9 protein-coding genes are annotated in these 13,629 nt (G+C 45.3%); 2 read left to right on the top strand and 7 right to left on the bottom strand.

The annotated features are described in order from the left end of the window. Positions 1 to 126 precede the first annotated feature (126 nt). The 7 genes from GDA45_05780 to GDA45_05750 all read right to left on the bottom strand — a co-directional run bounded on the left by GDA45_05780 (position 127) and on the right by GDA45_05750 (position 7,061). Entirely contained in the window at positions 127 to 948 is an 822-nt protein-coding gene (locus GDA45_05780; protein ID MBC6414373.1) for a formylglycine-generating enzyme family protein, read from the bottom strand. A 71-nt stretch (positions 949 to 1,019) separates the two neighbouring features. Further along, positions 1,020 to 1,805, bottom strand: a complete 786-nt coding sequence (locus GDA45_05775; protein ID MBC6414372.1) for a formylglycine-generating enzyme family protein — start codon at positions 1,803 to 1,805, stop codon at positions 1,020 to 1,022. Between the two features lie 177 nt (positions 1,806 to 1,982). Continuing rightward, positions 1,983 to 2,999 (bottom strand): tetraacyldisaccharide 4'-kinase, encoded by a 1,017-nt coding sequence (locus GDA45_05770; GenBank protein ID MBC6414371.1) that lies wholly within the window; start codon positions 2,997 to 2,999, stop codon positions 1,983 to 1,985. Further along, positions 2,996 to 4,756 carry a lipid A export permease/ATP-binding protein MsbA gene (msbA, locus tag GDA45_05765; protein ID MBC6414370.1) on the bottom strand — a complete coding sequence of 587 codons (1,761 nt, stop codon included), beginning with the start codon at positions 4,754 to 4,756 and terminating at the stop codon, positions 2,996 to 2,998. Before msbA ends, GDA45_05770 begins: the two co-directional genes overlap by 4 nt. 6 nt (positions 4,757 to 4,762) lie before the next feature. Then, entirely contained in the window at positions 4,763 to 5,218 is a 456-nt protein-coding gene (locus tag GDA45_05760; GenBank protein ID MBC6414369.1) for a regulatory protein RecX, read from the bottom strand. Next, entirely contained in the window at positions 5,218 to 6,303 is a 1,086-nt protein-coding gene (gene recA / locus GDA45_05755; GenBank protein MBC6414368.1) for a recombinase RecA, read from the bottom strand. Before recA ends, GDA45_05760 begins: the two co-directional genes overlap by 1 nt. Before the next feature lie 245 nt (positions 6,304 to 6,548). Continuing rightward, complete coding sequence (locus tag GDA45_05750; GenBank protein MBC6414367.1) at positions 6,549 to 7,061, bottom strand: CinA family protein; 513 nt, start codon at positions 7,059 to 7,061, stop codon at positions 6,549 to 6,551. Positions 7,062 to 7,150: 89 nt separating this feature from the next. Between GDA45_05750 and mutS the strand changes: the two genes are divergently transcribed. Further along, positions 7,151 to 9,715 (top strand): DNA mismatch repair protein MutS, encoded by a 2,565-nt coding sequence (mutS, locus tag GDA45_05745; protein ID MBC6414366.1) that lies wholly within the window; start codon positions 7,151 to 7,153, stop codon positions 9,713 to 9,715. Between the two features lie 50 nt (positions 9,716 to 9,765). Then, entirely contained in the window at positions 9,766 to 13,617 is a 3,852-nt protein-coding gene (locus GDA45_05740; GenBank protein ID MBC6414365.1) for a hypothetical protein, read from the top strand. Positions 13,618 to 13,629: the final 12 nt, after the last annotated feature.

Raw genomic sequence — 13,629 nt, 5'->3', positions numbered from 1 at the left:
TATTCCTAAGTCTCATTGTTTTAGGTGAATTATTCTTTTATATCTAATAGTTTCGCTACTTAATAATAACAATGTTGTACCCATGTACAAAATTTACCTGTTTCTTACCTCCAATAGATTCAAGAATTAAAGCGTCCGGGCAACACGGAACCCGACGCCGCTACCACGGCTCGTCGCATCGAGCCTGAAGCGGTCAGCGGAGCGTAGGCCCCTCGGGCCGCTGAACCAGGAGCCGCCACGCAACACGCGACCATGACCATTTAAAGCATCTACATAATCGCAATTATTTAGCCAAGCACTACCATTCGTCGGTGCCCCATTATAGTCACCATGCCAACAATCCTCGACCCATTCCCATACATTGCCGTGGACATCGTGCAGACCAAATGCATTGGCAGGATAACTGCCCACCGCAACAGTGCCGCCGTTGTTACCACCAAAGTTCGCCGTATTCTTAAAAAACACTGGTCCAGAAGAGTAGGCTGTTGTCGTCCCTGCTCTTGCCGCATATTCCCATTCCGCTTCACTTAATAAACGATACTGATGACCAGTTTTCTTAGATAACCAGTAAGCAAAACCTGTAGCATCTTCCCAAGATACTAATACAACAGGATGTGCGTCACTCTGCTCAAAGCCCGGATTAAGCCATTCATTTTTATTATCGCTAAGCCCTCCTGTTTCATCAACAAATGCTGCGTATTCCCGGACAGTCACCTCGTATTTACCAACCGCAAAAGGTTTAGCAATCGTGACCTTATGCCGAGGCCCTTCGGGATTATATCTTCCAGCCTCACTTTCTGGAGAACCCATCATAAAGCTACCTGCTGGCACAACTACCATCTCAGGACAGACGCTACAATCTCTGAAAGTATCGCCCGCTTGGTAGCGCAACTCGGCAGATGTTAGGCATGAAAGCAATAGCAATAGCATCAGGAGACCTATACGCAACTTGCCGGCTGACCTACTGGATTGGGTTGCGTTGTTTTGTCTACAGTAATCCATTTTGTCTTTTTCTATAATTAAAGCGTCCGAGCAACTCGGAAGCCGCGGCTGAAGCTACGGAGCCAATCAACGAACCAGGCGCGATCAGCGGAGCGCAGATCCCTTGGATTGTTGTCCCAGGAACCGCCACGCAACACGCGCCAATTTTCATTCTCGCAATTATTTAGCCAAGCACTCCCATCCGTCGGTGCACCGTTATAGTCACGATGCCAACAATCCTCTACCCATTCCCATACATTGCCGTGGACATCGTGCAGACCAAATGCATTGGCAGGATAACTGCCCACCGCAACAGTGCCGCCGTTGTTATTATCAAAGTTCGCCATATTCTTAAAAATCACTGGTCCAGAAGAGTAGGCTGTTGTCGTCCCTGCTCTTGCCGCATATTCCCATTCCGCTTCGCTTAATAAACGATACTGATGACCAGTTTTCATAGATAACCAGAAAGCAAAACCGGTAGCATCATGCCACGATACTTTTACAACAGGATGTGTGTCGCTCTGTTTAAAGAACGGATCACGCCAGCTGTCACTATCGTCAAGCCCTCCCGTTTCATCAATAAATGCTGTGTACTCCCTGACAGTCACCTCGTATTTACCAACCGCAAAAGGTTTAGCAATCGTGACCTGATGCCGAGGCCCTTCGTCCTTCTCTCTTCCAGCCTCACCTGCTGGAGAACCCATCATAAAGCTACCTGCCGGCACAACCACCATCTCAGGACAGACGCTACAATCTTGGAAAGTATCGCCCGCTTGGTAGCGCGACTCGGCAGATGCTAGGCACGAAAACAATAGCAATAGCATCAGGAGACTTATACGCAATTTGCCGGCTGACCTGCTGGATTGGGTCGCGTTGTTTTGTCTACAGTAATCCATTTTGTCTTTCTCTATATCTTTCATATGTTCTCCTTCGTTAATGTAGATGTCCCCACCTAGTTTATCTTAACTTAAACTGACACAATTTAGATTACCGCCCCAATTCTAGCCTAGCATAGTCAATAATTCTTTTTCAAAACCTTCATCTACTTGCAACTGTGTTTCTAGTATCCACGCATCGGCATCCATTTTATGACCTTGTTCGGCGATCTCCATCCACTTCACACCGTCTTTGGCAGTCATCACTATAGGTAATTTTCGGCTGAACTTAAAATCTGCGGCACTATACACATGATGGTCTTTGAATGCGTGCTTGACCAACGACATACCCAATGACTCCAAAGTAGCGAAAAACCTATCAGGGTTGGCTAAAGCGCAACAGGCATGTACACACTGCCCTGTCAGATGATCTGCTGGGTAGTATTTGTCATAAACTGGGGTATATAGCTTGGTCGCCTGCATCTGCATACTGTAGCAACGACCGTGCGATGTTAAGAACCTATCGCTTGATTGAGATTTCAATGCGCCATTTATAACGACAAAAGTAACATGGTTGATGCGAGAAAGCGGCTCTCGCAATGGGCCGGCAGGCAACAGATAGCGATTACCGAAACCTCTGCTACCATCTACTACTGCAATCTCTATCGTTCTCGCTAAGTCGCGGTGTTGTAAACCGTCGTCCGACACTATCAACTCAACATCGTATTTATCGATCAGTAGCTGTGCAGCACGCGCGAGCTTTTTGCTTATCACGATAGGACATTTTGTCTTTTGATAGATTAACTGAGGCTCATCGCCGACCATTCTCGGTGTTGTATGGTCGTTAACTTCTACCGGCAGATCACCGCTTGCCGAACCACGATAACCACGACTCACGACACCCACCTTAATACCGCGCGCCTGCAATCGTTCTACCAGATAAATGACCAAAGGGGTTTTGCCGGTACCACCGACGCTGAGATTGCCGACAACTATCACTGGTACCGACAATCGTTGCGGTGTATTGGATCTATCAACGCAGGTTTTTAAGAACAACGCGCCACGATAAAGCAACGACAACGGTAACAACGGCCACGCCCAGTAGCGCGAGGCGTGATACCAAAGCCAGTTGTAGTATGTCAAACCACCATGCTCCGACCCTGTCCAGCTCTGTACAGCTGGTAATAAGACCCTTGTTCGGCGAGCAATTGATCGTGCGTGCCGTGCTCGACGATACGGCCTTTTTCTAAAACCACGATGCGGTTCGCTAATCTAATCGTAGAGAAACGATGGGCAATTAACAGCATCGTCCATTGATCAGAAATCTCCTCCAATGCCAGTTGTATCATGCGCTCGGATGTCATATCGAGTGCTGAGGTTGCTTCGTCAAAAATAATGATCGGCGTCTGTTTCAACAGTGCTCGGGCGATGGCTATGCGCTGTCGCTCACCACCCGATAAACGACTGCCACTATCGCCGATCACAGTCTCAAACCCGTGTGGTAGTTTGTTTATAAACTCGAAGGCGTGTGCTTTGCGTGCTGCTTCTTCTATTTGTGATTGCGAGGCTTGCATGCCATAGGCAATGTTATTGGCTATACTATCATTAAACAAAACGATATCCTGTCCAGCATAAGCAATTTGCGCTCGCAACTCAGATAGTGGCAGATCTTTAATATCATAACCGTCAATCTCTATGCGCCCTGTGCGACACTCGTAAAACCGCGGTAATAAGCTCACTAAAGTAGATTTGCCGGCACCTGATGCACCTACTAATGCAACTGTGTCCAGGGGTTTAATATCTAGGTTAATATCTGATAAAGCAGGTTCGGCATCCTCGCTGGTGTCGTCATAACGAAAAGATACTCCCACATATCTTATGCCGCCTTGCCAACGACGCTTGGTATTGTCGACTTTATCTACTTCCGGTTTTATATCTAAAAAATCGAATATGCTGTGTGCGGCAACCATACCTTTCTGCAGAATTACATTGACTTGCACCAGACTGCGTACTGGTCTAAACAATAATATCATCGCGACGACAAAAGAGACGAAAGTCCCAGGCGACACTTTAGGAATTAGTTGTTCAGTATTCATCAGATAAACAATGGCTGCCAAACTCAATCCCAAAATCATCATTATCACTGGTGTGCTGATTGATTTAACCGCCGATGCACGCATTAAATAACGGCGCACTCGTTCGTTATCAGCTTCAAAATGCTTGGTTTCGTAATCGTAACCGTCGAAAATCTTAATCGTGCTACTACTCCTAACTGCTTGTTGCACTTTAGCGGTTAAGTTACCCATCAGTTCTTGATGACGATGATGCAACAAGCGAAATCGCTTATTGATATAGTGCACGATATAAACAATCAGTGGTACCAACACCAGCATAATCAATGTTAAAATCCAACTAATATAAAAAAGCCACGCCAAGAGACCTAACGCGGTCAGCGAATCTCTAACTAGAATCGTTACCGCACGAGACGATGCGTTCGCAGTGATAGCAATATTATAGATTATCTTGGCAGTCACTTTACCTTGGTCACTCTTATCATAATAGGAAATAGGTAGGCGCAATATGTGCGCAAAAGCCTCAGAGCGCAGTTGTTTGACCACATGGTTGCCAACATAATCGATATAGTAGCTTCCCATGAAACTACCTATACCGCGTGCGAACAGCACCAATATAATCAGCAAAGGTAGCCAATTTATTAACACATATTCCTGTTGCTCGTAAAAACTCTCGTCTATTAAAGGTTTCATCAACATAGCAAAGCCGGTGTCGCTGGCTGCATAAATCAGCATGCCTACAATCGCAATCGCAAAGTAACGGGTGCGCTGCCAGCTATAGCTCAGCAAGCGATAGAAAGCCTTTCTGTCTACATTAATATCGGTCACTGATTTTCAATCGTCATCATCGGTGGTGATTGCTTTGCGTATCATCTCTTCGCTATAACCGCGTCGCCAAAGAAAATTTCGCTGCTTGGCCAATTCACTTATGCTGGTCGGTTTTTGAGGAAACTTCTTCCGCAAACACTGCTGTGCAGTTTGTTGCCAATCAATATCCACTGCCGCAAGGATGCGCGCAACGCTTTCAGCATTCAGTTTCTTTTGCTGCAATTCCATTTTGATGCGCACAGGGCCGTAGCGTTTCGCTTGACGAGACATAATAAAAGCTTCTATATAACGCGCATCTGACAATAAACCCTCGGCTTCCAGACCATCCAATACAGCTACTATATCATCTGCGCTAGCGCCTTTAATTCTAGATAATTTGGATTGCAATTCTGCCCTGTAGTGTTCTCGTCGGCTTAAATAAGATAAGGCTTTTTTTAATAGAACAGCACTACTATCAGCCACTAAGCTGTGCTACCTGAATTTTTCTGCGTTGCTTTGTCAGACGCATGGGTATCGGCTTTATTACCATTGTTGGCCTGCTCTGCGGGGGTCGAAATATCTTGTAGGAGTAAACTACGCAGATCCTTTTCTATCTCTTCTGCCACCTTGGGATTCTCTTTCAAGTACAGGCGCACATTGTCCTTACCTTGCCCTATTTTGTCCTTTTTATAACTATACCACGACCCTAACTTCTCCAACAGATCATACTTGACACCTAGATCTATCAGCTCGGCATCGTGCGCGATACCGGTGCCGTATCTAATCTCAAACTGAGCCACCTTAAACGGCGGCGCCAATTTGTTCTTGACGACTTTGACACGGGTTTCGCTGCCCAAAATCTCGTCACCCTTTTTAATCTGACCAGTGCGGCGGATATCCAAGCGCATAGAAGAATAAAACTTCAGCGCATTGCCACCTGTGGTTGTCTCAGGGCTGCCGTACATTACACCAATTTTCATTCGTATCTGGTTAATAAAAATAACAATGGCTTTGGATCGTTGTATATTGGCGGTCAGCTTGCGCAATGCCTGCGACATGAGACGCGCCTGCAAACCAACATGGGTGTCTCCCATATCTCCCTCTATCTCGGAGCGCGGTGTCAGTGCAGCAACCGAATCAACCACTACCAAATCAACCGACCCTGAACGAACTAACATATCAGTGATCTCTAAACCCTGCTCACCGGTATCTGGCTGCGATATTAAAAAGTCATCTATATTAACACCTAATTTGGCGGCATAAGCAGGATCTAATGCGTGCTCGGCGTCAACGAAAGCTGCAACGCCACCAGCAGCTTGACATTGAGCAACCGCATGTAATGCAAGCGTCGTTTTACCAGACGATTCAGTACCGAAAATCTCGATAATACGACCCCTAGGAAAGCCACCTATGCCCAAGGCTATATCCAAAGTCAGCGATCCTGTTGACATCACCTCTATGTCGTAATCGGCTTTTGTATCGCCGAGACGCATAATAGAACCCTTACCGAATTGCTTGTCAATCTGTGCCAGTGCAACTTCTAACGCTTTTCTACGACCCTCTTCCACTGTTTTATCTCCTTTACTTTAATCAATAGACGAATTTTACAAGCTATTCTATACCATAACTGAATGTGCTAAGCTGCAAACTGACGAAGTCCCCCAAATAAGGGTATAGACGGAACAATATCCCGAAACTATAAATTGCCTTCAATAGTCATCCAATAGTCATCGATTGGCAAAACAGCTATCCCGTACGCCGCCAGATTGACTATCCGTACGCTAATGCAGATATCGGTAGCCTCTTATACTGACTAACCTTCCTGCAGTAACTGCACGATACCTTGCACGGCATGAGCAACAGTTGTGCGGCGAATGTCGCTACGGCTGCCGACAAAGTTGAAATGTCGTATGCGCGGTGTGCCACCGCGTAATTGCCACCCAAGCCATATTGTGCCAACTGGTTTAGCAGCACAACCGCCATCGGGACCAGCGATACCACTGACTGCAACTGCAATATCGGCATCAGTGACTTTGCCTAAGGTATGGTCAAGCATTTGTGCGACGACTTGGTAGCTCACCGCACCGTGTTCACTGAGCAACGAAGCATCTATGCCAAGCACGGTTTGTTTCGCCTCGTTGCTGTAGGTCACCAATCCCGCACTAAACCAAGCCGAACTGCCGGGTATATCAGTGCAGGCTTTAGCGATCCATCCACCAGTACACGACTCAGCAGTAGCAAGTCTCATGCCACGCGCACGCAATATGGTGGCAAGGCGGTTACTTATTGTGTCGTAGAGCGATTTATCATCTAAAGTATCAGGCATAACCGTAACATAACATCGGCTGTTCGCTGATAATTGTATAATGTATTCTAGAATCCACAAATTAACGAATACCCAGTTTCAGCCTAGCCATGCCAGAGATTAAACACACACAAAGTATGCAACAGTATTTAGACATCAAGTCTCAATATCCTGACTTGTTATTACTCTATCAAATGGGCGATTTCTACGAGTTATTTTATGACGACGCTAAAGTAGCATCTCGTTTGCTTGATATCACGCTGACCTCGCGCAGTCGTTCTGATAAAGAACCTATTCCGATGGCCGGCGTACCAGTGCACTCAGTTGAGTCGTATATTGCCAAGCTGGTACAGCGTGGCGAATCTGTGGTGCTATGCAATCAGGTAGGCGATCCTAAAGCAACTAAAGGGTTGGTAGAACGAAAGGTAGTGCGTATTATCACACCCGGCACCCTCACTGAAGAGAGCTTGCTGCAAGAAAAAAAAGAAAACTTGCTGATCTCTATACATGACAATAAAGACTGCTATGGTATCGCCACTGTCGAACTCAGCAGTGGCAATTTCACGCTATACGAATGTGAGAACATAACGAGCTTAAATGCCGAAATCAAACGGCTACAACCTTCGGAGATACTCGTAGCAGAAGACCAAGACTTAGCCATTTCGACAACGGCACAACGCACTACCCGCCCACCGTGGCACTATAACTATGACCATTGCCACCGCATCCTCTGCGAACAAATGAACACCCGCGATTTAAGTGGTTTTGGATGCGCACAGATGATTGCTGCAATCTGTGCCGCCGGTGCATTATTTAGTTATTTGAAGGAAACCCAGAAAACCTTGCTACCGCACTTATCCAAACTAAGCGTCGAACACTTAAAAGACTATATTGCGCTAGATGCCGAGAGTCGCGCCTGCCTTGAAATAGACAGTACTATCCGCGGGGACGATAAACATAGCTTGGTGGCAATTTATGATAAAACGAGTTCAGCTATGGGTAGCCGCTGCCTGCGCCGATGGTTCGGGCAACCCTTAAAAGATCATCAGCGTATCAACAATCGCTTGGATGCGGTTGAGTGGCTATTGAACAACGGTGACAAAGAAAATCTTACGCAACAACTTAGAAAAATCAGTGATCTAGAGCGCATTATCTCGCGCATTGCTTTGTTAACCGCCCGCCCTAGGGACTTGCGCGGCATGTGCGAAACACTGGAGGTATTACCGGACATCAAAGCCTTATTAAAATCCGCCGAGGTGGTGCTAATACAAAAAATAGATACTGCACTCAATGTTAAACAGACAACTACCGAAACATTAAAAAAAGCGATAAAAGATCAACCGCCGGCGACGATAAGAGACGGTGGCGTTATCAAACAAGGCTTTGATGCTAAATTAGATGAATTGCGTGCTTTGAGTAGCCACGCTGACGACTATCTAATCAAACTGGAGGAAGACGAAAAACAACGTAGCGGTTTAGCTAACCTGCGCATCGCCTACAATAAAATACACGGCTATTATATAGAAATTACCAGAACACAAGCCAAACATGTGCCCGAAGACTATCACTGTGTACAAACACTAAAAAATGCTGCTCGTTTTACTATCCCAGCGTTACGCGAGTTTCAAGGACGTACACTCGCCGCTCAAGAACAAGCACTAGCGTACGAGAAAAAGATCTACCTAGAATTGCTACAGAGCTTGTTACCTGAACTCGAAGAACTCAAAGCATGTGCGAAAGGCCTAGCGGCACTTGATGTATACAATAGTCTCGCGTGTTGCGCACAGCAGTATCATTATTGCCGGCCGTCATTTTCTGATCAAATTGGCATTAAAATCGTTGGTGGTCGCCATCCGGTCGCCGAGCGTACGATGGACCGAGAGTTCATACCTAACGACTTGTATATGGATGAACAGCGACGCATACTGATTATCACCGGACCTAATATGGGTGGCAAATCAACTTATATGCGACAAACCGCATTAATTGTATTGCTCGCACACATCGGTGCTTATGTACCAGCTGACCAAGCGACCATCGGGCCTATAGATCGGATTTTTACACGCATCGGCGCTGCGGACGACATTACATCAGGGCACTCTACTTTTATGGTCGAGATGACCGAAACCGCCAATATACTCAATAATGCGACTAAACAAAGCCTGATTTTGATGGACGAAATAGGACGCGGCACTAGTACCTTCGACGGTATGAGCTTGGCTTGGGCTTGTGTAGCACATCTCGCAGAGCATAATTTTGCGCTGACCTTGTTTGCCAGTCATTATTTTGAATTGACTTCTCTAGACCAACACTATACAACCGTACATAATGTGCATATAGATGCGATTGAACATAAGGAAAAAATAATCTTTTTATACAAAGTCAAAGCTGGTCCAGCTAATAAAAGCTATGGTTTGCAGGTGGCGCGGCTCGCTGGAGTGCCAGAGAGTGTCGTCAATGTTGCCCAACAAAAACTACATCAGTTGGAAGCACAACAAAAACAAAACAACGGTAGTCGGCAAATGGATTTAGAATTATCAGCAGCAGTAACCCCAAAGATTGAAACCGATAATGAACTCACTACCCTCCTCTCCCAACTAGATGTTGATGGACTCAGCCCGCGTGAAGCGCATGCCAAGTTATATGAAATTAAAAGCAAAGTCGAAAAATCCTAGTGCATTAGTGATGAGCGGTTGCTACACCCACCGACTACCATAACAAAGCAATGAATAATAGCAAACATTCGCGCTTTGGTTGGATTTTAACTATTCTAGCAGTAACGCTCAGCGTCATCGCACTGATTAGCCTAGCGGCGCGATGGTTCGTCTACGATATAGAACATTATCGCGAAGCAATTGCCTCACAAATCTCTAAAGTACTCAATCTGGATATATCAATCGCCGAGATTAACGGACAGGTCGATTTTATTAATCCGGTTATTTATGCCCAACAAGTGCAACTGACGACCGACAAAAACTCAAACCGCCCGTTGCAGGTTGAGCAAATGGAAATTGTCATCGATATATTGAGTTCGGCACTACACGCTGCACCGCGCATCAGTTCAGTACAGATGGCTGGCATAGAATTAGTAATCAGCACTGATTTAGAAAACAAATTAGTACGATTACCACAGATTGACCGACAATGGAGTCTACCCGAACGACAATTTAATCCGACACAACTGCTCACCAAAGCCATATCCGTAGACTATTTCGACTTAGGATTTCACGATGTGCTAATACACTGGGATAATAAGTATGACGAGATTCGGCAAAGTTTTCGGGTAAAACATTTCATCATCAGCCCCGAACTTCATCAGACCCAATTAAACTTAGTCACTGAACTGCCTCAGACATTAGGACAAAACCTAAACTTAACGACCACGCTTGACCACAATATAATCAATCCAGCGGGCGAATTCTATATTCGTAGCGAGGGCTTAAAATTAGCTGGTATCTATAGACTAGCAGGAATACAGGCTGCGCACGACGGTCAATTGCAAACCGAATTATGGGGATACGCATCTTATCGCGGCGGATTAGAAAGCTTGGTCGGTACGCTTTCCCTGAACAATTATTTAACTCCTAATTACTCAATCTCGCATCTGAGCACTGATGTACATTGGCAAGCTGAAGAAGATAGTAGAGAATTAGGGTTTGCTAATCTATCGCTACAAAGCGATGCAGCGATTATTGAAAATGCCGATCTGGCAATCTTTCAAATACAAGATAAGGACAATTATTTCAGCAACCTGCGGATCTATGCCGATCACCTCTCTCCTTCGATATACAATCAACTACTCTCCTATATGCAAACCAACCTTAGTATTGAACACAGCTCTGCTAAAACTGTCGAACATAGACAAATGATTGACTTAATATTGCAGACTAGTCATAGCAGCGATTGGTTTGCAACGCCGCATCGCTGGCCACCAGTAGCACTGCCTAAATCATTTGCCGATCTACCACAACCGTTAAGCGGACAACTAGAATTAATGCTAAACGATATTAGAGTAAATAAAGATGGTCGGGCGGTGCCGCAGAACTTAGAGCGTATCGAAGTAAGCGGCACTTATAAAGGCAATGCCGAACACTCTGAGTGGAATCTTGCGCAACTTTACATCAAAGGAACTGATAGTACTCTTTCTGGTAATATCATCTATACAATTAAAAATAACAAAGATAAACATCTGCAGTCATCACTGCAATTGAATAATCTGTCGGCCCTTGAAGTCAAGCAGTGGATTCCACCTCAAACACTCCATCCTGAACTTGAAAATTGGCTCAATAATGGCTTGCGCGGCGGCACTATTGAGCAAGTCGAACTGTCTATCGACGGCAATCCTGATTTTCCTTTCGCTCAAGATGCCGGACTATGGCGGGTACAAGCTCAAGCATCGGACCTTGACTTGCTTTACCGTAACAAAGACCCCGCACTCAAGGAACTTAATTTAGACTTTTTGCTCGAAAATAGAACACTGAAAATACGCGCTGATAATCTGCGCACCATGGATTTCTACAGCGAAGACGCTACCGTTTTAATTGAAGATATCACTGAACCTTATATAGAAATTTATGGACAAGGACGAGGACCGCTGGCTGATATTTTAAGTTATGTCACAACCAGCGGTTTGATTAACCCCGACAGTCTTCTCATCTCAAACCTAGCAGCCGATGGCAATGTAAATATGAACCTAAAAGTGATGACACCACTTAGTCGTGCCGTTGAACGCGAGACTTATGTAGAGGGCTATATAGACTTAGATGGCGCAAGCCTAAAGCTAAAAACATCAGAGTTAGACTTCAAACAGTTACAAGGGCGATTGTATTTCAATAAACTAGGTGGGCGCTCGGACAATATTCAAGCATTACTGAACGATACCTATCCACTGACTGCTTCAGCCGAAGCTAATGAAGGCTCAACGCTACTTAAGTTAGAAACCCGCATGCCTTTCCCTATCGACTATTTACAGACAGCCTCGCTACCAGCAAATATCTTCAACTCGGCCGCCGATACTTGGCGAGCAGAACTGCTAATTCCACCGCTGCATGCCACACCACCAGGTGCGCTACAACTTAAATTGAATTCCGACCTAGAAACTCTAGCAGTCAATGCACCGGCGCCGTTGTATAAACGCGCTGGTGAGAGAATCGATACTACATTAATCGTAAATATTAAAGAAGACAGCAAAGACTACCAATTGGATTACGGCAACCGCCTACGCTTGGTGTTGCAAATGGACGAAGCCGAAACGATAACTGGCTTACTCTATTTTTCACCACATATCGCCTATCCTTACGAAGCCGATGAGGATAACTCATTCGTGGTGCGCGGTGTCATCCCACGCATCTCTATTAATGAATGGATGGACTGGTTGGAAAATCATCAACCTACAACAGCACAGCCGACACGCTATACACAAGATATAGATGTGTTGATAAACGAGCTGGTCTGGAACACTTCGACTGCGAACTATGTGAGTATGACAATCAAAAAGCAGCAGGATAAAACCTTAGTAGCACTAAAATCCGACGAAGTAAAAGGTAATATCTCCTTTCCCTTAGACTCTGATCAACGCGTTTATATAGATTTAGAACACCTGATACTCAATGGTGATTCTTTATCATCCGAGACGCGCAAACCAGATCCAACGACGCTGCCGCTGATATCCATGAAAATAGACCGGCTTAAGATCGGCGACTTTGATGTAGAAAATCTCAAAGCTCTATTTTCTCCGATTACCAATGGCGTACAAATAACCAGCATCGACTTTAATAAAAGCACCGGCGATGACAAAGCCTCAATACGAGCACATCTAGAAGGCGAATGGACGCAGATTGACGAACAAGATTACAGCAACTTCAAATTCCTATTACAAAGCGATGACTACGGACAGTTATTACGCAACTGGAATTTTTATAGTGGTATCAGAGGCGGGCAAGGGCAAGTTAACGGTCAGCTGCAGTGGGACAATAACCCTGTTGATTTTGAGATTGATCAACTGCGAGGGCCGGTAGAACTGCGCATCAAAGATGGCTCCGTCAAAACCATAGAGCCGGGGGGAGTAGGCAGGTTATTCGGTCTGTTCAATCTAAATGTGCTGGCCAGACGCTTAACGCTTGATTTCAAAGATGTCTTTGACAAAGGTTTTGAATTCAACAACCTGCAAGGCACACTGGAATTTAATGAAGCGGATTTGATTACCCAAAACCTCAGTATTAGCGGCCCAGCAATGAATATGAAAATCAGCGGGCGGACTGGTATCAGCCAACGCGATTACGACCAAACCATCATCGTCGTACCCCATGTAGGCACCAATGTTGCATTGGCAACCGCATTTTTAGGCGGTCCTCTGACGGCTGCTACCGTATTTCTGATAAGCAAAGTCACCGCAATGGATAGTTTTGTTGACAAAATAATCACCTTGGAATACACCTTAAAAGGTAGCTGGGAAAAACCCGAAATTAATTTTATCAGTGCTCCGGTTGCTCAAAAAATAGATCCTGTAGGCACAATTAGAAGCTCGGCCAGAAATATCAGAGGCATCATAAACAAAATATTCTCTGGCAAACGGTGACCAGAACACCCG

The organism is Chromatiales bacterium (assembly GCA_014323925.1).
Lineage (GTDB): Bacteria > Pseudomonadota > Gammaproteobacteria > Poriferisulfidales > Oxydemutatoraceae > SP5GCR1.
This window is presented reverse-complemented; position numbering and strand designations above follow the sequence as displayed.